This window comes from Candidatus Tisiphia endosymbiont of Hybos culiciformis (assembly GCF_964030975.1).
In the GTDB taxonomy this organism is placed as follows: domain Bacteria; phylum Pseudomonadota; class Alphaproteobacteria; order Rickettsiales; family Rickettsiaceae; genus Tisiphia.
This window is the reverse complement of record NZ_CAXIQH010000001.1, coordinates 1172698-1198952: the sequence shown is the minus strand read 5'-3', so window position 1 is coordinate 1198952 and position 26255 is coordinate 1172698. Positions and strand designations below refer to the sequence as shown.

The window sequence follows — 26255 nt, the reverse complement described above, 5'->3', positions numbered from 1 at the left end:
CCATAAGAAAATGCTATAATATTGGCAGAAACCTTATGGATTGTATGAATTATGCCGATAGAAGATATAATAAAATCCCAAAAACAAGGACAGCTTTTTGGTTATAAATTGACCGAAGAATTAAACCCTAATAACAAGTTATATAAATTAAGATCGTTAATAAATTGGACTGTTTTAGAGGAATGGTTATTGACAAATGTTAATATCAAGAAATTTGGTAGGAATCGCAGATGTCACAGGTTATTACTTGGAGTAACTATGCTGCAAGCGATGTATAACCTGTCAGATGCTGCAGCTGAAGAAGAGCTGAGAGAGAACGTATATTGGCAATATTTTTGTGGTTGGGAATATTTGCAGAAAGATGCTGAGATATCAGAAGCTAGTATACGAAGGTTTCGTGCTATATTAGGGGAAGAAGGATATAATGAGATATTAAAAGAATTAACAAGAATTGGTTGCAAAGTCGGAGTGCTTAAAAAAAAAGACTTAGCATCGATAATCGTTGATACTACAGTACAAATTAAGAATATTAAGTATCCTCATGATGTGTATTTGATGGATAAGGCAAGAATAGAGCTAGTAAAGTTATGTCATACTTTAGGCATTAAGTTACATGAGACATATGCCAAGCAATATAAAAAAGACATAGTAAAATTATGGAAATATAAGGATAATAGTAAAGCCAAAAAACGTAAGAAGGTAATGCAACATTTAAAGATATTGCTGGGTCGTTTAATAAGAATATGTCAGCGAGAAATAGCAAAAACAAAGTTAAGTTTGTCATTAAAGCAGCAAGAAATACTAAATAAGATTAAAAAGATTCAGGCACAATCTATACTGAGTAAAGCAGAGAAAGAGCGATATAAGGAGGATAATAAAGTATTATATAGTTTTCACGCACCGGAGGTAGAGTGCATAGGTAAAGGGAAATTAAACAAACCCTATGAGTTTGGTAACAAGGTTTCGATAGCAGTAAGTGGTCGAGGTAATTTTGTATTAGCGGCCAAATCATTTCATGGCAATCCATATGATGGTCATACATTATCGCAGACTGTAGAGGTTGTAAAGAAATTAACAGGAGTGGGAATAGCCAGGACATTTGTTGATTTAGGCTATAAGGGGAATAATTTTAAAGAAAAAGACAAGGTGTATAGCCCATATTGCAAGAAGAAGCTATCCTCAGATGATAAGGCAATGATCAAGAGAAGAAGTGCTATAGAGCCGATAATAGGACACCTTAAGCATTATGGTAGAGTTGGCAGAAATTACTTAAAAGGAGTAATAGGAGATATAATAAATCCGTTAATTTCCGCTGTAGGATTGAACTTACGGTGTATTGCTAATCACCTGCTCAAAACAAATTTTTCTACATAAAAATTAGCAAATAAAGAAAATTAATCAAACGATTACAAAATCGTTAACAAAACGTCATGCAAAAATTTTCTAAAAATCATCTTTTTATATCAAAAAATTACATCAGAACAATTAAACTCTAAAATTTTATACAAAAATTTTTTGCTAAGGTGCTAATTTTTGAATTTTTTGCACTTTTGACGGGGAGACTAATTAGACCAGTAGTGGGGTTCTAGAGATTACATTTTTGATATAGTGAAACCTATTGAATTAGGTGATACAAACTTTGTGTCATACCTGCGAAAGCAGGTATCTAGATTCCCGCCTTCGCGGGAATGACAACTTACAATCGTTATGTTCTTTATCACCTAATCCTATGAGCATAACTATACCTTACCTTGTGAAAAAACTCTTTGATTAGATTCTCGGAAATTTTTGCCGAAAAGCCACTATATATTTCAGGACGGTAGAAACAAGATTTGCTGTTGAAGAAACGCCCACCATTTTCAATCGATCCCTGTTTTGGGTCATCTGCTGCGTAAAATAATCTACCTATTCTGGCAAAAGATATTGCAGCAGAACACATTGCACATGGCTCTAAAGTAACATACATATCACAATCTGATAAATTCTTACTAGCTAAAATCTGACAAGATTGATTAATCGTTACAATTTCAGCATGCAATATCGGATTCTTTATTTGTTCAACAATATTATAAGCCTTTGCAATAACTTTGCTAGTTATTCTATTTACGATAATAGCACCTACTGGAATTTCATTATTATCTAAAGCAAGTTGTGCTTGCTTTAAAGCTTCCTCCATGAAAAAATTGTTAAACTGGGTTGATGTTTTCACGGTAATTAACTTTTTCTTCATAACCATATGGATCTAGATGAATAATTATTTCTGCCCCTGGAAACTCTAATAGCAATGCACTACAAATCTGATCACTATAATGATGAGAACTATATAATGACATATCTCCATCCATTTCTATGTGACATTGTATAAATGGTTTACTTGCAGCATATCTAGTTTTCATTTCATGGATGCCTTTTACTTCTTTAAAGCTACTAATTATTGATATAATTTTTTTTCTATCTTTTTCCGGTAGCTCTTCATCAATAAGATTTTTAAAAGCCTTTCTGAATAAAACATAAGAAGTATATATTATATATACTGAAATACCTATACCAAATAATGAATCTATAAACCAAAAACTAGTAGTTAAGTTTATAGAAACAATTACTGCAATATTTGTTAGTAAATCTGTAAAATAATGTAATTTATCTACTTTTATTATTTCCGAACCAGTCTTTTTTATCACATAAGTTTGATATGTTACTAAAATAAAAGTTAGGATAATACATAAATACATTACATTGATGCCAGACTCTATATTGCTTGGAACTGATCTATCAATAAGAGACTTTACTGCAGAAGAACAAATAAATAAACCAGAAACACAAAAGAATACTGATTGTGAAAAAATTGCTAAATCTTGGATTTTTTCATGCCCAAATCTATGGTGATAATCAGGAGGTTGCAATGCAAAACGAATAGCAATTAAATTAATAAAAGACGATGAAATATCAAGCATAGCATCAATTAAAGATGCTAAAATAGACTGAGAATCAGTCACGAACCACCCATAAGATTTAATAAGTAAAATGAATGTAGCTACAATAAAAGATACGTAAGATGCAGATTTAATTAAGTTATGATGCTCTAAAGTAGTCATATAAAATTTCAATTGTTTTATAATATAAAATACATTATTATCCGGCTATAGTTAACCCGACTAACATTACGCCAAATTCACAGACGTCATTGCGAGGAGCTACCTTAGTAGCGACGAAGCAATCCAGAAAAGTGATTAGAAATGGATTGCTTCGTCGGCTTATGCCTCCTCGCAATGACGCTGGTTTACTATGGCTAAATCGCTAATCAAGTTAGCTATAATATACTCTAATCAAGGAATGTGTCAAATTTAACGATTATTATTCACTTAATAAGATTTCTTATATATCTTTAACTTAAAATTATATGGTTTTATGAATTTAACATTCAAAATTACAGCAATTATTTTGGCAACAACAATGTTGCACGGTTGTTCCGGTATGAATAAACAAGGGGGCGGCACATTAATTGGCGGTGTAGCTGGTGGGCTTTTAGGGTCGCAATTTGGCAAAGGTACAGGGCAACTTGCAGCAACTGGTATAGGTGTTTTAGCTGGAGCACTTATCGGTGGTCAAATTGGTCAAACTATGGATGAGCATGACAGGCAATTGGCACAATTAAGCTCTCAGAAGGCACTGGAGACTAGTGCTAGTGGTCAAAGTGTAGAATGGCGTAACCCGGATAGTGGTAATTACGGATATGTAACACCAGAAAGAGCTTTTAAAAATGATCAAGGGCAATATTGCCGTGAGTATACTCAGACAGTTGTTGTGGGTGGTAAGCAAGAGAAAGCTTATGGCAAAGCTTGTCGTAAACCAGATGGTCAATGGGAAATTGTTAAATAGACTTTTATAGATTTAGCAAATATATCATCCCTACGAATACATGTATAGCCAAGTTTGTCATTCTTAGCAACGGCGGGAATCTAAAACAACACTCAAAAAGCCCTGAGATATTATGGATTACCGCCGCAGCTAGGAATTACAACGTGGATTGTTTTGTTGGGCTTGTGCATTCCTTACCATAGTACCCTACATTTTTTATTCTATCGTAAAAATAGCAAAAAATTATAAGGATATTATGCTACACAAGCGTCATTGCGAGGAGTGTGTAAGCACGACGAAGCAATCCACTTCTGGTCTTTTGGATTGCTTCGTCGCCTAAAGTGGCTCCTCGCAATGACAGTTAGAGATCGGTTTTTTTTCCTTAAATTGGGACATTATGTCGAATTACATTTTCACTACAAAATAAAAAATGTAGGGTATGATTCCTTACAGTAACGACGTATGCACCATTGCGACCATACAAAATCATAATTATAGTTGTTATGCCTATCCTAAAATCAGAAAATACTATATTAATAAAGTTCAGTAATGTATCTAAACAATTTGGCAAAAAGTTACCCCTTACCAATATTAATTTTACTGTTAAGAAAGGCGAAGTAACCACGTTAATCGGTCCAAATGGTGCTGGCAAAACAACAATAGCTAGATTAATCTTGGGTTTAGACAGCCCTTCATCTGGTAACATAATAATTCATCCTAATTTAAAAATTGGCTATGTACCTCAAAGACTAGATTTTGCCTCAGATTTACCAATTACAGCTGAAAAATTTTTATATTTATTAGCTTCAAATAGCACTAACAAGGATTGGCAAGAGTTGGGCAATTTCATTGATTTTGATAATTATAAGCATCACGATATTTCTGAACTGTCTGGTGGTCAATTTCAAAAGTTAATGCTAACTGCTACCTTACTGAATAATCCTGATCTAATTATTTTAGATGAACCAACTCAATCATTAGATGTTACTAGCCAACAAGAATTTTATCGGATTATTAATCAAATAAAAAAACGTCTAAATATTACTATTTTTATGATCTCACATGACTTATTTACGGTAATGAAAAATTCCGACCAAGTGATATGTTTAAATGGACATATCTGCTGTAGCGGAAAACCAAATGATTTAGCAGAAAACCAGGACTTCCTAAACACCTTGTCAGCAATTGGTTTTTACGTCCATCATCATGACCATAAACATTAGTTCTGTAAAGGTATAGTGAAACCTATTGAATTAGGTGATACAAACTTTGTGTCATACCTGCGAAAGCAGGTATCTAGATTCCCGCCTTCGCGGGAATGACAACTTACAATCGTTATGTTCTTTATCACCTAATCCTATGAGCATAACTATATGTGAAATATGGTTAATTCTATCATTAGAAGCTGTATTGATTATAGCTTGTTCAAACATTGAAAGATGCATTTATTAAACAATCTTCAATTTTATTTAGTCGCTCCGTCAAAAAGGCTGTAGGTATTAGAGGTAATACATGTTTGCGGTTAAAAACCACATCAAAATCCATAAGATTTTCACCCTATTTTGTCAAAAACCTTATGGATTTACAAAGTTTTTATAACCTAATCACAGTACCAAGCTTGTCATCCCTGCGAAAGCAGGGATCTAAAATAGTCGACAAAAAGCCCTGAGATATTATAGATTCCTGCCTACGCAGGAATGACATCCTTTTTGTTAAACATAGCAGATGTTGTATCTTTAGACTTTGACGGGGGACTATTTAAGCAGGGCAGTTTAAAAGTCGCAACTAATGGTATAAGAATCTGTTTTGAGAAATGCATAAACGTCATTGCGAGGAGCCGCTTCGCTACGACACGGCAATCCAAAAAATTGCAACGGCAAAAATAAAACAGCAAGCTGTTTATTTGGATCGCCACGCCACTTCGTGGCTCGCGATGACGGTTATTCGTTTCTATAATCTAGTATTTTATATCATTAGTTGCGACTTTTAAACTGCCCTGCTATTTAAGTGCTTGAACCATTACCGTAGGTTTCCTCTAAGCAATATATTTCATTACATAGCTCATGATATCATACTTCCTACATAAATCAAAGAAGCCCTCGGGGTTTTTAGGAGAAATGAAGCTTGCTACCCTCACGTACTTAAATGTACGTGAGGAGCGAAGCATAGTACCCTACATTTTTTATTTTGTAGTGAAAGTGTAATTCGACATAATGTACCAATTAGATTGACTTATGCAAGAAATCTATTGCAACTGAGTCTTGGCTTGAGCTACTATATCTGCAAAACCTTGTGGGTTGTTGACTGCCAATTCAGCTAGCACCTTCCGATCGATATCTATTGCAGCTTTTTTAAGTCCACCCATAAATTGTGAATATACTAAACCATGCTCGCGTACTGCTGCGTTAATTCTTTGTATCCAAAGTCCTCTAAAATCACGTTTACGATTTCTACGATCCCTATAAGCATATTGTAAAGCTTTCTCAACCTTTTCAATTGCTACCTTAAAGCAATTATTAGACCTTCCTCTGTAACCTTTAGCAAGTTTGAGAATTTTTTTATGACGATTTTTTGAAATTTTTCCTGATTTTACTCGTGACATATCTCACCTATTTCCTTAGTTAAATTGTTAAATTCCATATGGAAGGAAGAACTTTTTTATATTCTTTGCGTCTTGATCACAAAGAATCGTTGTCCCTCTAAGGTTACGAAGTTGAGCTTTTGTACGACGTCTCATGAAATGTTTTTTACCAGCTTGAGTAGCACAAACTTTACCGGTAGCGGTAAGCTTAAAGCGTTTTTTTACAGCTGATTTTGTTTTTAATTTAGGCATTATTAGTTCCTTTATTTGGTATTTTAAGACTGTATAGCAAAAATTAGGCATACCAAAGCCATATTGCTATATGGTGGAGTATAATATTTTTTATGGGTTATTGCAAGTTAATTTACATATTAGTCTAATATATAAATTAACTGAGTCGATACACTTAGTGCAGAGATATTATGTGATATAGTATCTTATATTAACTAAAAAATATAAGATATTAATATGTTTGGTCAGATTTTAGGTAACATAGGAAGTAGTATTGGTGGCGTTTTTGGTGGCGGTATATTATCGACTATTGGGCGATTTGCAGGTAAGGCATTAGGCGATTATTTAGAATATTTAAATTATGAACCTGAGGAATATTATCATTTTAAGAATATTAGGGAAAGTTTTGTCTTATCGAAAGCCGTTTATGGGCATCCAATAGCCTTAGTTTTTGGTACAGCAAGGGTCAATGGTAAAATAATTTGGGCAAATCAAATTAAGGAAGTACAAATTACCAGTGTTTCACAACGGGATGTATCAAATACTCAAGAAGCTGCAGCCATACATAATTTAACAGAGTGTGAATATTATTTATCCTTTGCCGTTAGCATATGTGAAGGCGAAATTGCTGAAATTGCTAGAGTATGGGCTAATGATCAGTTACTCAATCTTGAACAATATAAATTCAGGCTTTATTTAGGGTCAGAAGAGCAAATAGCCGATCCTTTAATTGCTGCGACTGAACCTCAAGGTCAAGCACCAGCCTTTCGCGGATTAAGCTACGCGGTATTTGAAGAGCTACCATTAGCTGATTTTAATAATTCTATACCAAATTTTTCCTTTGAAGTAACCAGAAAGGCTAACATCCCTAATTACGTCGAAAGCAAGAGTGTAGAAGATTTGGTTGAGTCGATTAATATCATCCCAGGATCAGGCGAGTTTGTTTATGATTGCTTGGTACAGTATAAAACTATCACAAACTCTTTGGGTAGTATAATTAGTAAAAAACCAATAAATTCCCATAATTACCGTAATATTGCTGATAGTGTTTATAGTCTGGAGCAAATGAAAATTATATGCCCTAACATCAAATGGGTTGCACCAGTTGTATGTTGGTTTGGTGATAGTTTGGATATTAAAAATTGTACTATTAAACCTGCCGTAGAATTTAATGACCCACATACCCAATACTCAGAACAATGGCAAGTTGGTAAATATTTACGTGATACGGCAAGGTTAGTATCACGAGATGCAGATAATTTCCCTAAATATGGCGGTACTGTTAATGATGCGAGTATCACACGTTACTTACAGGAGTTAAAACGTAGAAACTTTAAAATTATGTTTTATCCAATGTTTTTTTTAGATGTTTGGCAAAAGCCATGGCGTGGTCATTTAACAGGCTCGGTAAGTTCGGTAGTAGATTTCTTTAATAAAGATGAAGGTTATAATGATTTTATCCTGCATTATGCTGAGTTAGTTAAGGATCATATTGATAGTTTTGTAATCGGTTCTGAGTTAATAGGTTTAACTAGTATCAGAGATCAGCATAATAATTTCCCGGCGGTTATTGAATTGATAAAACTGGCAAAATTAGTCAAAAAGATCGTTGGTAATAATGTACTTGTCACGTATGCAGCTGATTGGTCAGAATATCACCATACAAAAGACGGATGGTATAATTTAGATAAGTTATTTGCCTCAGAATATATAGATTTTGTCGGTATTGATGCTTATTTTCCTGCAACAAGAACCGTAAATTCTGGAATTTCGTCAGAAGAAATCATTAAAGGTTGGCAATCAGGTGAAGGGTATGATTACTTTATAGATGAGAAGGATAATCAACATCAGTTATCCGCGGATTATGCTTGGAAAAATTTAAGACATTGGTGGGAGAATTATCATCGTAATCCTGATGGCGTAATAACAGAATGGCAACCCAAAATAAAGAAAATTTGGTTTACGGAGTTTGGTTTTCCTTCCATTGATAAAGCAACTAATCAGCCTAATATATTCTTTGATCCTTTATGTATTGATGGTGGGATACCTAGATATTCCACTGGTGAAGTTGATTTCTCTATTCAGCGTAAAGCTATTAGGAGTTTTATTGAATATTGGCAAACACAAGAATATATCGAACAAATGTTTTTATGGACTTGGGATGCCAGACCCTATCCAGCTTGGCCACATAGTAATATTTGGCGAGATGGTAACTTATGGGCGAAAGGACATTGGGTGAATAATAAGTTTGGAGCTTGTAATTTAGCAGCAATAATTCTTGAATTGTCTAATAGATGCGGTATCCCATTAAACAATATTGATATATCGACTGTTGATGAAACTGTAGAAGGGCTGGTATTAAATAAATCTTTGTCTTGTATTGATATTATTAATTCCCTAAGAATTATATATTTTTTTGATATCATAGCTTATCAGCAGCAAATTAAGTTCATTAAGCGTGGATACTCTCCTGTCTGTAATATTAGTTCAAAAATATTGGTTAAACTATCAAGCAATAGTTATTTAGAACAAATGGAAATTTCTAAAACTAGCATTATTGGTAAAATAGAACTAAACTTTATTGATCGATATGATGATTATAATAATGGCTTTTGCCAGATAAATAGTGAGAATTTCTCACATAGAGCTATTCCGGTCTTAAAGTTACCTATTATATTATCTTATCTGGAAGCTGAAAGATTAGGGCAGTTAATCCTAAAAAATGCTGCTACTGAAACTAAAGTTTTAAGATTTATCATGCCAGCAAATTTTATCAAATATCGACCCGGGGATTTTATCTTATTGTATTATCGGAATTTTCAATATCAAATTAGGATTATCTCCATGAGATTATCTCGTTTGATAGTTGAAATACACGGAATTATTGATGAGGTTGAAAGTTATAGCTAACCCATTAAGGCTCTAGTACTACAGTCGTAGTTTATAAATAATATAAAATGTATTAGAATGTATGGCATAGTTGAAGGAGGAGATGAGATAAGGAATGGATAACATCAAGATATGGCAAGAACTGGAAGGAATGTTATAGTTATGCTCATAGGATTAGGTGATAAAGAACATAACGATTGTAAGTTGTCATTCCCGCGTAGGCGGGAATCTAGATACCTGCTTTCGCAAGGTTAACACAAAGTTTGTATCACCTAATTCAATAGGTTTCACTATATCAGTAGTTCCAACAATTCTGCTGAAGTAATGTTAAAGAATATAAGGTTCCATTGGGGAGTTGAATCTATGCATTGGATACTAGACGTGGTATTTAACGAGGATGCAAGTAGCATAAGACAAGGCAATGCTCCTGCGAATATGGCAATTATCAGAAGATTTGTATTAAATATTTTAAATAAAATAAAGACTCAAAGGGAGACTAGACCCAAAATGATGCTTACTATGGGTTGGTCACCAAAGAACTTAAAACGTTTTACTAATGCTTTAATAGAAATTAACTAATTGTTCATGAGGCCGCCGTGATTGCGAGGAGCCGCTTCGCTGCGACACGGCAATCCAAAAAATTGCAACGGCAAAAATACAACAACAAGCTGTTTATTTGGATCGCCACGCCACTTCGTGGCTCGCGATGACGGTTATTCGTTTCTATAATCTAGTATTTTATATCATTAGTTGCAATTTTTAAACTGCCCTGGCAACCCCATACTAATATAATACTTGCCAATCATCATTAAGTTTTATCTGTAATTCCTTATTGAGACTATATACTCCTATTTTTATTCTGGTAAATAAATGCTTATTATAAGGATACTTACTATTTACCTCATTGCGGGCAAGTATGCTCCTTATATATTCAGCACTTTTGCGTTGTTTAGGTACAATATTTTCTGGCATATTCTTCAGCATATCACCAATAGTGCCAGATCTAAACACTATATGATGCTCATCCTTGACGCGGGTGATATTCCTTATTTTTGTTAACAAAAGATAGAGCAAAAAATATTCAGATTTATAGGATTCAATCTTAACTAGCTTATTATTTATTTTTACTATAAGTGCATCTGGTTTTAAATATTCATAGATGTCTGGGAATAGTCCGGTACAATATTTTATATCACTTCCTGCCCTAGCTATGGCAATCATAAAGGCATTGCGACGGTTATTGTCAATTACATCTACTGACGCCCCTAAAGAAATTAGTGTTTCTATATGTGACTTTTTACCAATATATGCAGCACACATTAAAGGGGTAAGATTGAACTCATTTCTATAATCAATACCAAATTGATCAACCTTTTGTAACACAGCATTAACATTTTTATAAATATAATCAATGAAATATTCATCCTGCATTAGAGTAATACATCTGGCAATATTATTGGCAGCCTTTACTCCGATATCTTGCAGTTCTTTTATTATACTAGCATCAGAATAGATTATTGCATAATTTAGCAATTTAATTATATCCTTTTTATTAGCAGTCTTTTGCACTAATACAGCATCCTGCAATTGCATTAATTGTTGATTATCAATAATTTCCCACGGAATTACTTTATGTTGCAATATACTATCTTCAATGGCTTTAGCCTGCTCTTCTTTACCTTGTATTATTAACTTACTTGCTTCCTTTTGCCACTCTTCTCTAGAAGATTCTTTAGCTTCAATAGTTACTTCCTTAATTTGATTAATATCTAACAGTCTCAAGAGCTTATGAGCTGGGTTAGATTCTATCATATAAACATTGCAAATAGACCGAGTGATTGCAACATATAAAGAATTTACATAAAATTTGTATATTTCTAGGGATTTATCTGTTTTTTCTTTTGTCCGAGAATATTTAAAATCTGTATCAAGAAATGATCGATCCATATCCTTACTAATAATAGTATAAGTTTGTTCAGAAGATATAAAGTCATAAAGAATTATATTTTCATATTCTAAACCCTTTGCTTCTTGGATAGTAAATATCAGAGGTGTGTTAAAGACTTCTCTGACCTTCTGCTTGCAATGCTCATATAATACTAAAATAGCATAACTTGTTGATCTAGATGTTCGGGTGTTTACCTCTTTGATAATATTTGGTGTGGCTTCTAAACAGCTAACACTACCATGCTTTTCAGAGGTACTGTCTATAAGATAATGGCTCTCTTTATCGATTGAACCAAAACGATAATTCTTAAAGCGTAGCACCCGATTAGCCAACTCAGTAACTTCTAAGCTATTACGATAATTTGCTACAAGAATTCTGGTGATACTAGTGGTATTTAACTCTGTATCACTATAAAAAAAAGATTTTAGCTTAGACCAAGAGAAAAAATTGGGATGGACTATTTGATTAGCATCCCCACATAACAAAAATTGTCTCTTATCTTTTAAACTTTTTAATATTAAAGATAATTGGCTATTAGTAAAATCTTGTACCTCATCGACAACAATTGCATCATAAGTAGCCTCAACTAAATTAAGATAGTTATAAGCAATAATATTACTATCATAATAGTTTTCTTGCTCTAAAAATTTAGTATATTTTTGGAAAAGATCATAAATGTCATGTCGTTGTTCTTGAGAAAAGATAGATTGTTTTATTCCTAAATTTAGGTATTCTTCTTTGGTTAAGTAAGCCCTATCATTAGAAGAACCAGCTATTACACCTATAAATTCTTCAAATAGCTTACGCCCATCTCCTATAGTTCCAGAAATCTTTTGCTTGGTAAACCATGATAAAAATATATTTTCATTAACTGGTTTCCCTTTAGGAATTTCTATAGTTTCCAAAAACTCACGAAAAGATAAAAAATCAAGATACTGTTTACTATTACTATAATTACACGCAAAATATAATTTTTGTGAATTATGAACGAGATAGCTTGATAAACTTATATAGAGAATTTTTCCTTCAAGCTCCTTAAGTTTTTCTAAAGTTACTGAGGTTTTCCCACTACCAGCAGAGCCAATAATAAGCAACGGTAGATTACAATGTAATATATCTTCTTGCTGTTTATCAAAGATAATAAATTTATTCAACAAACGAACAGGCGAAGTGTTTGTAGGGCTACCATTCAATAATTCAAGGTCAGCTATTTCTAGTGACTTAAATTCTACATCTTCTTCAATTATTGCTCCCCCTTTTAAAAATCTCGATTTGCTATAATCATGATTTCGAATTATTTCTAAAATAAGTAAGTAATATTGATTATTATGCCTTATAGGTTTAAACAATACTCGGTTAGTTATATCCAGTCTAGCTCTGAAATAATCAGTAGGTTTTAGCTTTTTAACTTCTGCTGATTTAAAATCGCCTTCCTGTAGAAATTTAATAACCTTATCAAATTTTGCCTCAAGACCGTTATAATCTAAATTATAATAATAAAGTATAGAGTACACTGCTTATTCTTAAAATTGGTTGTTATTTGGGTGAATAAAGAATAAGGTAAAAATAACTTAAAATAAATAAAATTATCTTATCTTTTATCATATGGCATAAATTCTCTTTGTACATACCCAGTATATAATTGTCGCGGTCTGCTAATTTTTTGCTCTGGATCTTCGTGCATCTCTTTCCATTGCCCCATCCAACCGACAGTTCTTGCTATAGCAAACAGTACTGTAAACATCTGCGATGGTATACCCATAGCTTGATAAATAATACCAGAATAAAAATCGACATTCGGATAAAGTTTGCGATCAATAAAATATTGGTCATTGAGAGCAATCTTTTCAAGCTCAGTAGCGATTTGTAATAAGGGGTTATTACGATTTCCTAACTCATCTAACACTTCTTTGCAAGTTTCTCTAAGTACAATTGCTCTTGGATCATAACTTTTATAAACTCGGTGACCAAAACCCATTAATCGGAATGGATCATTTTTATCTTTTGCCCTTGCGATATATTCTGGAATACGGTTTATGGTACCAATTTCTTTCAGCATGTTAATTACTGCCTCATTAGCTCCGCCATGTGCTGGACCCCATAAAGAGGCTATGCCAGTACTGATACAAGCAAACGGGTTGGCTCCGGATGATCCGGCTAAACGTACTGTTGAAGTGGAGGCATTCTGCTCGTGGTCAGCATGGAGGATAAATATTTTATCTAAGGCATTTTTTACTACCTGGTTCACCTTATATTTCTCACAAGGTGTTGAAAACATCATATAAAGAAAATTCTCAGTAAAATCTAGACTGTTATCAGGATAGATAAACGGCTGTCCTATTGAATATTTATATGCCATTGCCGCAATAGTTGGCATTTTGGCAATCATTCTAATAGCAATCAACTCACGTTCATTTTCTTCTATATTTAAAAAATCCGGATAAAATGCAGATAAAGATCCTACCACAGCTAGCATAATTGCCATAGGATGAGCCGAGGGGCAAAAAGCCATAAATAAATTTCTAAGCTGCTCATTAATCAAAGAATGATGAGTAATTCTCTGGGAAAAAGATTTATATTGATTGATAGTCGGTAATTCGCCATTTAGTAGTAAGTATGCTACTTCTAAGAAATTACTTTTTTCTGCTAATGTTTTAATATCATATCCCCGATATCTCAATATCCCCTGATCACCATCTATATACGTTATAGCCGATTTACAAGCTGCTGTAGACATAAAGCCAGGGTCGTAAGTGAAATAGCCTGTTAATGAATATATACTGCTAACATCAATAACATCTTGACCGAACGAGGCTTTTTTTATTGGTAAATTAAAAATCTTATCACCTATTTTTAACTCAACATTTTCTATTTTCATATATCCTCATTTTATCATATAGCTAACCTGTTAAAGTTCTAGATAGCTTCTTCGTCTATTCGCGAGAAAGTAGTGAAGTGCGACGAAGCAATCCATTTTTAATTACTTTGTGGATTGCTTCGTCGCCACTAAAGCGGCTCCTTGCTAATAGACGTCAATTTACTATGACCAAAACCTTCTCGGATTAGTTATACTACTCTATCATATTTTTTATTGCCCACTAATACTAAAATTATAATATTTTACACTGAGTTATATGTATCTTTATCCAGAGTACCTTCACTATTATCGATAATCAAGGTAATTGTTGCATCACCTGTGATATTAATGGTAGTACGTAGCATATCTAATATCCTATCAATTCCAGCAATTATAGCAACCCCTTCAATCGGTAAATTGATTGAAGACAGCACCATAGGTAGCATTATTAAAGAAGCTCCAGGAATACCAGCTCCACCTATAGATCCAAGAGTTGAGGTAATAATAATGACTAAATAATCATGTAACGCTAAATCCACACCCATCATTTGAGCAAAAAATATGGTAGTAAGAGCTAAATTTATCGCAAACCCATCCATATTTATCGATGCACCAAGTGGCAATACAAAAGAAGTGCTAGATTCAGATATACCTAGTCGTTCGCGACAAACTTGCATAGTGGTGGCAAGCGTTGCCTTACTACTAGAAGTAGAAAAGGCAAGCACCTGATATTCTAGACTTTTTCTATAAAAAGGTAATGGTGATATTCGACAAAATAGATAAATTAACATACCAAAAATACCATATTGACATATCATAGCAATAACTACCGCAACAACTAATTTGGACAAGCTAATCATTACATCAAAGCCCTGCGTACCAACTATCCAAGCCGTTAAAGCAAATGCACCATATGGCGAAAGTTGAATGATCATCGAGATCATTTTTAACACTATTTTTGATAATATATGAAATAAATTCTTAATCGGTGCAGCACTAACATCCATTTTATTTAGTACAAGTCCAAAAAATATTGCAAAGAATACAATTTGCAAAACATTAGAATTAGCAAAGGAGCCTATTACATTATCAGGCACAATATTTACAAAGAAATTAAATATATTAAAGGATTTCTCTTGCGTTATAGTTTGTGCAACATCAAAGTTAATATGCACACCATGCCCTGGCTTTAATATAAGTGCAACTGTAATACCAAAAACTACGGCAAAGAAGGTCGTGCCTAAGAAAGCGGCAACAGCCTTTAGCCCCACTCTACCAAGAGAAGCAGGGTCATTCATACTAGTTATGCCAGATACTAAACTAAAAAATATTAAAGGAGCAATAATCATTTTGATCAAACGCAGGAAAATATCTCCTACCGGTTTTATGTAAGATACATATTCAGGAAAATATATACCAAACAATATACCTAAGATTAACCCCAATGTAACTTTTTTCCATAATTTCATTATTATACTTAATTAAATTAAAGAGTGTTTTAAACTTATTTTGCTGATTTCATGTGAATATACATAGTAAAAAGTAGCTGTATTATAGCTAACCCGGCTAACATTACTCCGTCATTGCAAGGAGGCATAAGCCGACGAAGCAATCCATTTCTAATCACTTTTTTGGATTGCTTCGTCGCCACTAAAGTAGCTCCTCGCAATGACGTTTTACATTTGGTGTAATGTTAGTTGGGTTAGCTGTACAATAGACTTCCTGCATAAATCAATCTAGTTGGTGATTTTGTCGTCGAAACTTGCCTCCGCTCCTCACGTACGTCTATGTACGCTGCGGTGCTCGGCTTCGTTTCTCCTAAAAATCCCTCAACTATTTTTGACTTATGCAGGAAGTCTAATAATACAACTCTTCTTACTATAATTAAGTAAATCTTAGTTCTAATAAACACTCTATTAAAATTAGATACTTTGAGTTACCCAGTTTAAATACGCCGGTAGCCCATCTTGAATGTCAAGCTTTATTATTTGCGGAAGATCATAATTGTGTATATCAATAATCATCTTTTCTATGATATTATAGTTATCAGACTTAGCTTTTACCATAATACGATATTCTGGTACAGAAGATATCTTGCCTTCCCATTTAAAATAGCTGACTATATTGTCTACTTGTATGCAAGCAGCTAGATTTGCTTCCAACAAGCTAATGGTTAACTTGTCTACTACTTGCTGGTTATCGGTCGTAGTTAAAATTACACAACATCTTTGTATCACTTATACCTCAACAAAGCAATTAGGTGTTTCAAATAACTTGACTTTTGTAATAAAAAAGGAGCTATTAGTAAATAATTTTGGCAAAATATCCAACTTTAAGTGTAATGCTATATTCTCTGCTGTTGGATTCTGTGGCATATAATATACTTTTTGACCAGTCCAGTTACATATTTGCTCTCCTATTTCTCTATCATTTTGATGTAATATAAGATTATGATCAAAATTATTATCTATCCAATTTTTTATTACCAACTTTATGTGACCAAAATCTACTACCATACCAAGATTATCGACCACATCAGATCCAGCGGTAACTTCAAGGACATAACGATGACCGTGTAGAAATTGACACTTATTCTTATGCCCAACAACTCTATGACCTGCATCAAATTCAATTTTGCGAGTACATTTTATCATAATTTCTTCTCTTCAGTGCCTTATTACTATTACCCACAAATATTTTGTCAGCAATGATGGAAGTATTGCTATGGATAAATACTGACCGGGTTAGCTATAAGTTGTTATTTCAATAGACTTCCTGCATAAGTCAATCTAGTTGGTGATTTTGTCGTCGAAACTTGCCTCCGCTCCTCACGTACATTTAAGTACGCTGCGGTGCTCGGCTTCGTTTCTCCTAAAAATCCCGAGGGCTTTTTTGACTTATGCAGGAAGTCTAATAAATATTTCTTCGAGCAAAACCTATAGCTTTTAGACGTTCACACAGTTTTGTAAAAACTGGTTTTGGTAAAATATTTAGTGTAGAAATTTCAATATATTTATCATCTTTTAATTCAAAAGCAAAAGATGGAGATTGAAATCTTGGTCCATCAACTTCCCTAGCAATTTTTATAAAATTACCTATTATATAACTATTACAATAATCATACGAACTAATCATTCTTTTTGCCAACCTATTAATATATGTATCACTTTTTGATGTATAGCTAAGTGCCAGAGCCATACTAAGCATCAATCTTTGACGGTGACTAAAAGGAATATCTGAAGCTAAAATAAATTCAACAATAAAATTAGAACGCAGCGTTCTATCAATATTCTTATTATATTGTGCAAGCATTATGACCAAAGCAATTATACTAATTGTCGTAGCATCTGGTTGAATTAAGATAGGTCTAATAACTTCTGTATAATTTTTGATATTACAAGTAGACTCGTCAAAATCTACCAATGTCTTGATTCGTTCATAAAGAATATCTTTTTGCTGTTCTTCTTTAGGAAGACAATCAAATCTAACTCCTTCTTTTAAACCATAATTTGAAATTATTACCTTTTCCGGTAAAAAGACATTTAGCATAGATTTTGCCACTAAAATTGCATTACCATGAATTATTGACTTGTATTGTGTTTTTAGCGTATTAGCATGAGCCAATTTTTCAAGATAGAGTTCAAATTCCTTACTGTTTATTTCAAGGTTATGTAAATTTTTAAGAGGGTAATGAACAAATTCCATGTAAGAACGTCCAATTAATCTTAAAGCTCCTCCTATTAAATATAAATTTGAGCAATGTAATCCTTCAAACTCTTTTTTGATCATTTGACTAATTATATTAATATCGTCAAAGCGAGTATTAGTGATTAGACCAGTGCCTAAAGGTAGAGACTTTAATATTCCTACCTTTTGATCTTTAATTTGGACAAGCTCAAGACTGCCACCCCCTAGGTCTGCTGCGATACCACAAGCATCATTAATACCAGAAATTAATCCGGAAGCTGTAAGATAAGCCTCGAGATCACCCGAAATAATTTCAATATTAATGTTAAATTTTTTCTTAACTATCTCTCTAAATTCTTCAGCTCTTGGATGCCCTCTAAGTACAGCAGTGGCAACACATTTAACATTTGTTACTGATAACCTATCAAAAATATGTACTAAATATTGTAGTGACAAATATGCTTGATGTTTTACTTCTAAATTATCTAGATTAAGTAAATTAATAATATCACTTTTAAATTTATCATTAAAAATTTCTGGAGCTCCAAGTCTATCACATTCATAAACTACAGCTCTTACGGCATTATAACCAATATCAATAATAGCTGAACGCATAGATACTTATCTTACTTCTTACTTAAAAAAATTAATCTTCTTTAGTGGTAGCATCTGCAGTACTGGAACTTATATTTTCTTGCTCCTCGTCTACATTATTTTTATTTGGATCATAAGGTTTTTGAGTTGGAACAAATGTAGGGGGTAATAGTCTATTTGTAAAGAACTTATCTTCATAATACTTAATTTTTAAAGATTTAATAGGCGGGAAAGATTCAATTAAAACAATTTGTTCATCTTTTGGCAGTTGAATTACTTCCTGAGGTAAAAGCAGAGCCCTTGAAACTTGCGATACATTTTGCGTTCTTGTTGAAATATTAAGATCAAAGAATAGTGGTTTACTATAAGATCGTTGTTCAACTGTTTTATTACCAACTAGCTGAGATATTAAGTTAGCTGTTTCATAGTTATTAGCTGCAAAAGTAATACGATATGTAGAATTTGACAGAAACGAATTCATGCCAGCATCCTCATAAGTTCCTTTAAGCTGTTGAGTATCTTGGATAATCAAGAATAGGCGAACTCTATACCCCCTAAAAAATGCGATACCAGCCTTAAATGTTTCCATTTTTCCTAAAGTAGGGAATTCATCAAGTAAGAACATAACTCCATAAGGTTCTTCTTTTAGATCAGGCATTTTACGACTTAAAAATTCTGTAGCTTGCTGATAAAAAACCTGCATCAATTTTTGTAAACGTTGTATATTATCAGGAGTTAGACCAACATACACTGTTGTTTTAATCTTCTTAAACTCAAGTACATTAAAGTCAGATGAGGCAGTAGCAGCATCAATAAGCGGATTTGCCCATAATTCTAAAGAGGAGTTCATTGTCGAGATAACACCTGAACGTTCTTTATCTGCTTTTTGTAAAAATGCCGCTATATTCATATAGGCAACAGGATGTATTACTTTGCCTAAAGTATCTAGAACTACTGCTAAATTATACACTACGTCGTCACTACGCATGGTTCTAACCACTTCGCCAAAAGATTTAGTTTTTGTCGGATCAGCAATCAAGTATAGTACCACCCCGAGGAATAAACTGCGTGCCTCATTATTCCAAAAGTCTTTTTCAGGCATAATCAGGTTTGAGATTTTTTGTACGTCATCTACCATTTGACCTGGTTTGGTACTTACCCAATCTATTGGATTATAACAATGAGTTATCCCATCAGGATTTGATGGTTCCCAAACAAATACACGTTGCCCTTGTTTTTGTCGCCAGCCACTTGTAAGACCATGATTCTCTAGCTTAATATCGTGTACTATTATAGAGTGTTCCCAAAATAATAAATTGGGAATTACAAATCCTACACCTTTACCTGAACCGGTTGGGGCAAAAAGTAAAGCATGTTGAAATCCATCAGCAACAAAATATCCGCCACTATTAGTACCAAGTAACATACCATGTTTTGCACGTAGACTAGCTCTACTTACATCATCTTCAGTAGCCCAACTAGCATCACCATAAACTTTTTCTGGCTGAGTAAAAAATTGTAAACTTTTTATTCTTTTAAAATTCTTCCAGTAGAATATGATAACTATAATTGTTGGCATAGTTAGGGCTAATATTAACTTAATTTTCAAGTAATTATATGCTTGAAGAGTTAATTGTGACCACACACTAACTAGCCAATAAGACCATTTATAAGCTATATCTATGGCTACTAAGTCAACATTTAATGCTCTAGTTTCGTTGGTAATAAATGCAACTATCGCTCCACTGATCCATATTGTGCAAAATATTACTAATGGGTGTATTATAGCGTGCCCAAAGATGTTACGAACAAGTTTTTGTATTTTATGCCATTCCATCGTTAGCCTTGCCTATTCTTACTATAATATACTTCTGAAACATACCTTTTTCCACCACTACCTCGTTTCAATTGTACCACAATATCGACGACCGCTAATATATATTTTTTTACTTCATCTGGTGGCATACCTAAACTAGCTTGCATTACCATTAACTTAAGTTGTTCTATAGCCATGGCTGGTGCATCAGCGTGTAAAGTAGATATAGAACCAGGATGCCCTGTATTAATGGCTCGTAAGAAACTAAATGCCTCAGCTCCCCTAAGTTCACCGACAATAATTCTATCGGGTCTTAGGCGTAAACATGCTTCAATCAAATCCTGAGTAGTAACTTTTGCACGACCTTGCCCCCCTTTTGAAGCTAGGAGGTGTAATTTATTAGGATGGTTTGTTAGAATTACCTCTCTTGCATCTTCCACAGTGATTAATCGCTCACTACTTGGAATTTCTGCTAAGGCGGCGTTAGTAAAGGTTGTTTTACCCGTTGATGTACCACCACTAATAATAATATTTTTCTTAGAAATTACCGCATGCCGAATAAATTCTTTTATTTTATTTTCTTTTAGATAGTTGTTTAATACTTCTTCACTCTCGTCAATCAGTTCCCCGGTAGATGTTGAATCAAAAGCTCCCATCTTGTCATATTGATCTAATGTAAGATTCATTGCACTACCTTTCCTGATAGCATAACCAACATAGCCCGGTTCACAAGCAGGAGGAAATACTATTTGGATACGATAACCATTAGGTAGCGAAGCAGAAAGTAAAGGTCCTTCTTCGGAAATCATCTGATCAGTTGACTGAGCTACCAACCTACCAAGCGATATAAGATGCTCAAAATCAAGCTCAGGCACTGATTTACAAAATTGATCTCCTTTCTTTTCAACCCATACTTCTCCTGGTTTGTTTACCATGATCTCATTAACACCATCTTCTGCAAACAGCTCTTTAAATGGTAATAGGAAAGTCTCTAATGCGGCAAAATTATTGCTCATTTTTATCACTCATTTTTATAGCGAACCCTAATAAGTTCTTGATATCCCAGGAGCCATTGCGAGGAGGCATGAACCAACGAAGCAATTGTAAGTTGCCATTCCCGCGTAGGCGGGAATCTAAGAACCAGCACTGAAGCATGGATATACAAAACAAGATTGCTTCGTCGCTTTCGGCTTTTTGCAATGACGTTGGGTAAAAGTACTTCCATCTATTAGCAGGAACACGTAGTGGTTGTGACAATCCGTTTCTGACCACTTTTTTGGATTGCTTTGTCGCTACTAAAGTAGCTCCTCGCAATGACATTAAAAGTGTTTCCGTCATTGCGAGATCACGTAGTGGTTGTGGCAATCCACATTCATTAGATTGCTGTAGATAAGTACTAATCGGGTTAGCTATATCACTCATTTTATCAATCTTGATTTTCTTAGTACAGCTTGAGGGAATTTATAATCTTTATTGACATAAATTCTGATTAACGTACCTTGATCTATGGTAATAGTTGGTTTAAATTGCTGTTGCTGCATCATATCTTTCATAGTATTACTGACGTCAGTAAAAGCTTGTTTTGAGGCTGCTTGTGCCTGGGTTGGAGTGCTAGCCGTACTAGCTAACAAACTAGCTGCTGCACTAGTTACTGCATTCATTAATGCTATAAGTCTTTGACCAGGTTGCGAACCAGTTGGATTGTGAGCAGTATTACAAGCCTGCACCATGGAAGTATAGGCTGTTGAGGTTTTATCAGTAATAGCATTCATTACACTAGTACAAATCTGTGAAATTTTAACATCTTCAGTACCAGAACCATTATTAATACTTTGTGCCAAATTTTGTATATTAACAGCGATAGCAGTATTAGCAGCGGTAGCTTGCGAATTAACTGGTGGCTCTACTACTTTGTCAAGGGCAGTAGCAAGTGCAATATTAAATGCTGATGATAATACAGCGTTGGTTAATCGTTCTTTAAATTTATTATCTACCCTTCCTTGTTCGCCTTTCCTTCCGAGATTATCAACAGCCAGACCATCTAAGTTAATGGTATACCCGCTTGATAGATCAATACGATTCCATATTATGGAAATCCGACCATACGCTCCATCAGTACCAGTTGCATAAAAACCAAAAATCTTTGAACCTTTAGGAATTAAAATAACTTTCTCCTTTTCAGAAAATACATCTCTGCTAATTATTGCCCTTATTTCTCCACCAAAATCACTATTAATAGCAGTTTCTAATACTGCTTCCATTATCTTGCCACGAGCAAGAACAAATGCCATATCTCCCCGATCTTGAAAATTTGCTTCTTCGGCAATTTGACTCGGTGTTTTTTTCTCTGGAACTCCTGCAATTAATACTATAGCAGATTTTCTCTTTGCTTCACGACGGTTCTTTTCCTCTTCACTTTCAGTTAATTTCCCAGGAAGAGGTGATGGTGTAATGGCAGGGAGAGTAGCATTACCATATCCTGAAGGGGGGGGTAAAGGAGCTGTTGGTACATCAGTAACTTTAGGGGGAAGAGGTTGTGGAGGTGGCGGTGGTGGACGCTCCACAGGGACTTCAAGCTTAGGGGCTTCTGGTAATTTTGGAATTTCTGGTATATTCCTAGAGTTATCTTGTGTCGCTTTAGTAATATCAGTAGGCACTGAGGGAGCTACTACCACCTCAGATGGTTCATTGTCACTAAGAAAAAGTTTAAAAAAAATAAATATAAAAACAACAGAAATGACAAGCAGAATCGCAATGCTTTGCTTAGGATTAGTGGCAACTTTTGATAGCTCATTTTGAACTTCTGGTATGTCTTGTTCCTCTGTACCAGATATACTGATTTGAGAAGTGGTATTATCTTGTTCTGCCATGTTAAATTAATATCAATTTATAAAAAAATCATCTATAGCTAACCCGATTAGCATTTGCCCATTTGTTTCAACGGAAAAGATGTCATTCCCGCGTAGGCGGGAATCTACAATATCTTAGGGCTTTTTTGGCTCTTATTTTAGATCCCTGCCTACGCAGGGATGACAAACATTATCCGGCTAAATACTAGTTGGGTTAGCTATATGTTCTGTAAAACCAATAATACTACCCACTATAAATTTATTGTGAGGTACTGAAGGATTTCTTAGGATAATAAAACCTAACCACATACACCAAATCCTTCTCACGTCCTTCTTCCAATTCTTTTGATACAACATCGAATTGGTAAGTTCTTTTATTAGTTATTATAGTCATATTTGTTCTAATATTTTTCTCCAATGGCTTAATGAATAATCTGTTTGCCAGCGGAGTCATTTTCCAAGCGTATGATTCTCCTAGAACAATATTTTGTATCTCCTCATTTTTGGCAAATTCTATACTTGACTGAAAGCCAAAATGTAGAACTAGTAAATAAACCTCATTAGGATTATGTATATAAGTTTTAATTCTGTTATCAGTAGTTATGACTAGGTCATCTAAATCACTATCTATATGCATATTATTTGTATAAGCATTGGCAATAACCGAATACAATAATATTACCGCTGTAAAAAGAAGTCTAGCTATTATCATCATCTACCCTGTAATCATTAATTTGGAAGCCTACTGGATTAATATCTCGGTCTACATCTGTTAATTCCATTGGAATATATGCAAAACTTACCACAGCTATTCTATTATAAACCTTTTTATCACCTGCTGTTTCATTAATAGAGAACCTAACCATATATTTATTCTTATTTTCTTCTAAATTTTCTTGTAATTTTGACCAAGATTTAATTAGTAAGAAAGTTGTGTTGTTCTGACCATACCTTAAAACTGGATCTATATCTTTATTTTTTATGTAGCCGAGATAATTATAATATACTGAATTTGAAGATAATAACCTAACGCTTCTCCGTGCTTCAGTATCAAAATCAACAGGATTATATGTTTCTCTAGCTATTAAATATTTCTTAACAAAATATCTTGAAAGTGCCTCATTGCCACTTAGTATCTCCGAAGATATTGGGTTTACAATCGTTGCCATCCCGGTACTATTATCAATTTGGATAACAAAAGGGCTAAACTCTCTTGAATTTATTACTATAGTTACTGCTGCTATAGATGCCATTATCAAAAGTATCAATAATATAGATATTACCAACAAGATATTACGTTGTACAATAATTCTATCAGATTTTTCTTCGTACCAATTCCTAGTAATTTTAACAAAGTTACCAGACTGAGCATTTTGGGGTTCTATCGCGGAACCAGCGGGTGATTTTAGTGCATTTAATATGTTAGCTAACTTAAACATTGTGATTATAACTTATTTCATTTGTAATATAATAATCCTTGTCACTACAATTATACACTAATTTGCAATGTACACTAATAGGATTTTTAATATTATTTATTTTTACTACCAAAGGAATAAATTAACTTACCTATCAGGGATTCAATATTAACCGCCGACTGTGTGTGTTTTATCTGTTCACCTATCGCCAAATTCTCTTCAGAAGAACCTGGAATTACTGATATATATCTACTACCAAGTATTCCGCTTGTAACTATTGCTATACTAGTGTCTTTAGGTAACTTTATATCGTTATTGATGCAAATCGTTAATAAGGCAAAGAAACTAGCTTTATCTAAAATTATGTTGGTTACTGAACCGATTTTTACACCAGCTAACATTACGTCACTTCCTCTAACTATTCCCTCAGCATTTTGGAAATTTGCTTTAAGTATATATCCAGCTTCATATTTTGATGAGTTACCAATTTTATAAGCAAAAATAAAAAAGCCTATAGCAACTAGTATTACTATAAAGCCAACTAAAGTTTCTATAATATTCTGTTTCATTATTTTGATTTACCTAAAGGTTGCCACCTATTATATTCAGTTTTGGTTGTAGTATTTTTTACGCGCTTATGCGACAAACTAGTACCAGTAATATTAGGAAGATAATCTTGTTGCCAGTCAAATTTATCATTATTGATTGGCACTTCATTGATCATATAATGCAGCCAAGCATGCCACATAGGTGGAACTTTTGATGCTTCTACTTTGCCATTATAAACCACCTGCCTTCTGACTTGCCCTAAATAATCCAGCTTCTTACTTTCGTAATATTTGTTACCAAATTGATCTTTTCCAATTTCTCTAGAGAAAATAGATATAAAAAAATTATCTATGAATGACATTTAAGCATTTTTATAGCGGTTTCTTTTCCCTTCACAGCCAACCTATCAGCTATCTGATTCCCCTTATTATTACCATGACCTTTAACCCAATTCCAGATAATAGAGTGTTTACCTAGCTCGTCGTACAATTTTTTCCATAAATCAACATTCTTGATAGGATCATTGTTGTTTTTATGCCAGTTATTTTTTATCCATGTATTAATCCACTGAGTTATTCCAAGCTGTAAATACTTACTATCTGTATAAAGTTCTACACAGCATGATTTTTTAAGAATTTTTAACGCTTCAATTGCTGCTGTCATTTCCATGCGATTATTAGTAGTGTGTAGTTCATGACCAAATATCTCCTTACAAACCCCATTAAACTGTAACAATGCTCCCCAGCCGCCTGATCCAGGGTTACCTGAGCAAGCTCCATCAGTATATATAATAACTTTAGGTAAAGAAAGTTGACTCTTTAAAATATTGGGGTCTTGTAGATTCATCGATATTAATATACCTCAAAACACATTAACAATATACTTTCTGATAGATCATCATTCCCGCGTAGGCACACTAGTGTCCGGGTTAAGTCAGTGTATCAAACAGCGTATTGCGAGGAAGACTGTAGAACAACG

29 protein-coding genes and 1 pseudogene are annotated in these 26255 nt (G+C 33.8%); 8 read left to right on the top strand and 22 right to left on the bottom strand.

Features of this window, described 5'->3' with window-relative positions; genetic code table 11:
* Positions 1-51: 51 nt before the first annotated feature.
* On the top strand, positions 52-1374 hold the full coding sequence (locus ACQH2P_RS06450; protein WP_425362593.1) for an IS5 family transposase: 1323 nt from the start codon (positions 52-54) through the stop codon (positions 1372-1374).
* A 218-nt stretch (positions 1375-1592) separates the two neighbouring features.
* On the opposite strand, the gene ACQH2P_RS06445 is transcribed toward ACQH2P_RS06450, so the two are convergent.
* Genes ACQH2P_RS06445 through ACQH2P_RS06435 form a run of 3 tightly spaced genes read right to left on the bottom strand, consistent with a single transcriptional unit; the run spans position 1593 to position 3095 of the window.
* Positions 1593-1721 carry a hypothetical protein gene (locus tag ACQH2P_RS06445; protein ID WP_425363504.1) on the bottom strand — a complete coding sequence of 43 codons (129 nt, stop codon included), beginning with the start codon at positions 1719-1721 and terminating at the stop codon, positions 1593-1595.
* Positions 1718-2230, bottom strand: a complete 513-nt coding sequence (locus ACQH2P_RS06440; RefSeq protein WP_425363503.1) for a nucleoside deaminase — start codon at positions 2228-2230, stop codon at positions 1718-1720. The genes ACQH2P_RS06445 and ACQH2P_RS06440 overlap by 4 nt, the downstream gene beginning before the upstream one ends.
* Positions 2187-3095, bottom strand: coding sequence for a cation diffusion facilitator family transporter (locus ACQH2P_RS06435; RefSeq protein ID WP_425363502.1), 909 nt, complete (start codon positions 3093-3095; stop codon positions 2187-2189). The genes ACQH2P_RS06440 and ACQH2P_RS06435 overlap by 44 nt, the downstream gene beginning before the upstream one ends.
* 313 nt (positions 3096-3408) lie before the next feature.
* Here ACQH2P_RS06435 and ACQH2P_RS06430 point away from each other — a divergent pair, with 313 nt between their 5' ends.
* On the top strand, positions 3409-3879 hold the full coding sequence (locus ACQH2P_RS06430; RefSeq protein WP_425363501.1) for an RT0821/Lpp0805 family surface protein: 471 nt from the start codon (positions 3409-3411) through the stop codon (positions 3877-3879).
* 482 nt (positions 3880-4361) lie between these two features.
* On the top strand, positions 4362-5081 hold the full coding sequence (locus ACQH2P_RS06425; protein ID WP_425363500.1) for a metal ABC transporter ATP-binding protein: 720 nt from the start codon (positions 4362-4364) through the stop codon (positions 5079-5081).
* Here the strand turns inward: ACQH2P_RS06425 and ACQH2P_RS06420 are convergent.
* Positions 5078-5209 carry a hypothetical protein gene (locus tag ACQH2P_RS06420; RefSeq protein ID WP_425363499.1) on the bottom strand — a complete coding sequence of 44 codons (132 nt, stop codon included), beginning with the start codon at positions 5207-5209 and terminating at the stop codon, positions 5078-5080. The two genes, ACQH2P_RS06425 and ACQH2P_RS06420, sit on opposite strands and share 4 nt — an antisense overlap.
* 462 nt (positions 5210-5671) lie before the next feature.
* On the opposite strand from ACQH2P_RS06420, the gene ACQH2P_RS06415 reads away from it, so the two are divergent.
* Positions 5672-5848 carry a hypothetical protein gene (locus ACQH2P_RS06415; RefSeq protein ID WP_425362513.1) on the top strand — a complete coding sequence of 59 codons (177 nt, stop codon included), beginning with the start codon at positions 5672-5674 and terminating at the stop codon, positions 5846-5848.
* A gap of 255 nt (positions 5849-6103) precedes the next feature.
* On the opposite strand, the gene rplT is transcribed toward ACQH2P_RS06415, so the two are convergent.
* Together rplT and rpmI are read right to left on the bottom strand one after the other, a co-directional pair.
* Positions 6104-6460, bottom strand: a complete 357-nt coding sequence (gene rplT, locus ACQH2P_RS06410; protein WP_425363498.1) for a 50S ribosomal protein L20 — start codon at positions 6458-6460, stop codon at positions 6104-6106.
* 27 nt (positions 6461-6487) lie between these two features.
* Positions 6488-6691: a 50S ribosomal protein L35 gene (gene rpmI / locus ACQH2P_RS06405; RefSeq protein ID WP_425363497.1), complete on the bottom strand. Its 204-nt coding sequence runs from the start codon at positions 6689-6691 to the stop codon at positions 6488-6490.
* A gap of 216 nt (positions 6692-6907) precedes the next feature.
* On the opposite strand from rpmI, the gene ACQH2P_RS06400 reads away from it, so the two are divergent.
* From ACQH2P_RS06400 to ACQH2P_RS06390, 3 genes and pseudogenes are all read left to right on the top strand, one after another.
* Positions 6908-9580 (top strand): glycoside hydrolase/phage tail family protein, encoded by a 2673-nt coding sequence (locus ACQH2P_RS06400; protein ID WP_425363496.1) that lies wholly within the window; start codon positions 6908-6910, stop codon positions 9578-9580.
* Positions 9581-9737: 157 nt separating this feature from the next.
* Positions 9738-9884 (top strand): hypothetical protein, encoded by a 147-nt coding sequence (locus ACQH2P_RS06395; protein ID WP_425363495.1) that lies wholly within the window; start codon positions 9738-9740, stop codon positions 9882-9884.
* A gap of 8 nt (positions 9885-9892) precedes the next feature.
* Positions 9893-10022 (top strand): annotated as a pseudogene (locus tag ACQH2P_RS06390) (ISAs1-like element ISRba7 family transposase); the annotation flags it as partial.
* A gap of 320 nt (positions 10023-10342) precedes the next feature.
* On the opposite strand, the gene ACQH2P_RS06385 reads toward ACQH2P_RS06390, so the two are convergent.
* The 11 genes from ACQH2P_RS06385 to ACQH2P_RS06335 all read right to left on the bottom strand — a co-directional run bounded on the left by ACQH2P_RS06385 (position 10343) and on the right by ACQH2P_RS06335 (position 23331).
* Positions 10343-13021 carry a UvrD-helicase domain-containing protein gene (locus ACQH2P_RS06385; RefSeq protein ID WP_425363494.1) on the bottom strand — a complete coding sequence of 893 codons (2679 nt, stop codon included), beginning with the start codon at positions 13019-13021 and terminating at the stop codon, positions 10343-10345.
* 77 nt (positions 13022-13098) lie between these two features.
* Positions 13099-14385 (bottom strand): citrate synthase, encoded by a 1287-nt coding sequence (locus ACQH2P_RS06380; RefSeq protein WP_425363493.1) that lies wholly within the window; start codon positions 14383-14385, stop codon positions 13099-13101.
* 242 nt (positions 14386-14627) lie between these two features.
* Complete coding sequence (locus tag ACQH2P_RS06375; protein WP_425363492.1) at positions 14628-15833, bottom strand: dicarboxylate/amino acid:cation symporter; 1206 nt, start codon at positions 15831-15833, stop codon at positions 14628-14630.
* A gap of 35 nt (positions 15834-15868) precedes the next feature.
* Entirely contained in the window at positions 15869-16033 is a 165-nt protein-coding gene (locus tag ACQH2P_RS06370) for a hypothetical protein (protein WP_425363491.1), read from the bottom strand.
* 253 nt (positions 16034-16286) lie between these two features.
* Positions 16287-16598 carry a divalent-cation tolerance protein CutA gene (gene cutA, locus ACQH2P_RS06365; protein ID WP_425364124.1) on the bottom strand — a complete coding sequence of 104 codons (312 nt, stop codon included), beginning with the start codon at positions 16596-16598 and terminating at the stop codon, positions 16287-16289.
* Positions 16599-16601: 3 nt separating this feature from the next.
* Positions 16602-17018, bottom strand: coding sequence for a 6-pyruvoyl trahydropterin synthase family protein (locus ACQH2P_RS06360; RefSeq protein ID WP_425363490.1), 417 nt, complete (start codon positions 17016-17018; stop codon positions 16602-16604).
* Positions 17019-17274: 256 nt separating this feature from the next.
* The gene (locus tag ACQH2P_RS06355; protein ID WP_425363489.1) at positions 17275-18666 is read right to left on the bottom strand and encodes a Ppx/GppA phosphatase family protein; all 1392 of its coding nucleotides are present in this window, start codon (positions 18664-18666) and stop codon (positions 17275-17277) included.
* A 31-nt stretch (positions 18667-18697) separates the two neighbouring features.
* Positions 18698-20482 carry a type IV secretory system conjugative DNA transfer family protein gene (locus ACQH2P_RS06350; protein ID WP_425363488.1) on the bottom strand — a complete coding sequence of 595 codons (1785 nt, stop codon included), beginning with the start codon at positions 20480-20482 and terminating at the stop codon, positions 18698-18700.
* 2 nt (positions 20483-20484) lie between these two features.
* Entirely contained in the window at positions 20485-21477 is a 993-nt protein-coding gene (gene virB11, locus ACQH2P_RS06345; RefSeq protein ID WP_425364123.1) for a P-type DNA transfer ATPase VirB11, read from the bottom strand.
* Positions 21467-21883 (bottom strand): hypothetical protein, encoded by a 417-nt coding sequence (locus ACQH2P_RS06340; protein WP_425363487.1) that lies wholly within the window; start codon positions 21881-21883, stop codon positions 21467-21469. Before ACQH2P_RS06340 ends, virB11 begins: the two co-directional genes overlap by 11 nt.
* Positions 21880-23331 carry a TraB/TrbI/VirB10 family type IV secretion system protein gene (locus ACQH2P_RS06335; protein WP_425363486.1) on the bottom strand — a complete coding sequence of 484 codons (1452 nt, stop codon included), beginning with the start codon at positions 23329-23331 and terminating at the stop codon, positions 21880-21882. Before ACQH2P_RS06335 ends, ACQH2P_RS06340 begins: the two co-directional genes overlap by 4 nt.
* Positions 23332-23393: 62 nt before the next feature.
* Here ACQH2P_RS06335 and ACQH2P_RS06330 point away from each other — a divergent pair, with 62 nt between their 5' ends.
* A complete protein-coding gene (locus tag ACQH2P_RS06330; RefSeq protein WP_425363485.1) occupies positions 23394-23519 on the top strand; it encodes a hypothetical protein in 126 nt (41 codons plus the stop codon).
* Between the two features lie 50 nt (positions 23520-23569).
* Here ACQH2P_RS06330 and ACQH2P_RS06325 read toward each other — a convergent pair whose 3' ends face one another.
* The 5 genes from ACQH2P_RS06325 to rnhA form a co-directional block, all read right to left on the bottom strand.
* The gene (locus tag ACQH2P_RS06325; protein WP_425364122.1) at positions 23570-23947 is read right to left on the bottom strand and encodes a TrbG/VirB9 family P-type conjugative transfer protein; all 378 of its coding nucleotides are present in this window, start codon (positions 23945-23947) and stop codon (positions 23570-23572) included.
* Positions 23948-24008: 61 nt separating this feature from the next.
* Positions 24009-24758 carry a VirB8 family type IV secretion system protein gene (locus ACQH2P_RS06320; protein ID WP_425364121.1) on the bottom strand — a complete coding sequence of 250 codons (750 nt, stop codon included), beginning with the start codon at positions 24756-24758 and terminating at the stop codon, positions 24009-24011.
* Positions 24759-24841: 83 nt separating this feature from the next.
* Positions 24842-25297: an outer membrane lipid asymmetry maintenance protein MlaD gene (gene mlaD / locus ACQH2P_RS06315; RefSeq protein WP_425363484.1), complete on the bottom strand. Its 456-nt coding sequence runs from the start codon at positions 25295-25297 to the stop codon at positions 24842-24844.
* Complete coding sequence (locus tag ACQH2P_RS06310; RefSeq protein WP_425363483.1) at positions 25297-25638, bottom strand: NADH-ubiquinone oxidoreductase subunit NDUFA12 family protein; 342 nt, start codon at positions 25636-25638, stop codon at positions 25297-25299. The genes mlaD and ACQH2P_RS06310 overlap by 1 nt, the downstream gene beginning before the upstream one ends.
* Positions 25626-26123: a ribonuclease HI gene (gene rnhA, locus ACQH2P_RS06305; RefSeq protein WP_425363482.1), complete on the bottom strand. Its 498-nt coding sequence runs from the start codon at positions 26121-26123 to the stop codon at positions 25626-25628. Before rnhA ends, ACQH2P_RS06310 begins: the two co-directional genes overlap by 13 nt.
* Between the last annotated feature and the right edge of the window lie 132 nt (positions 26124-26255).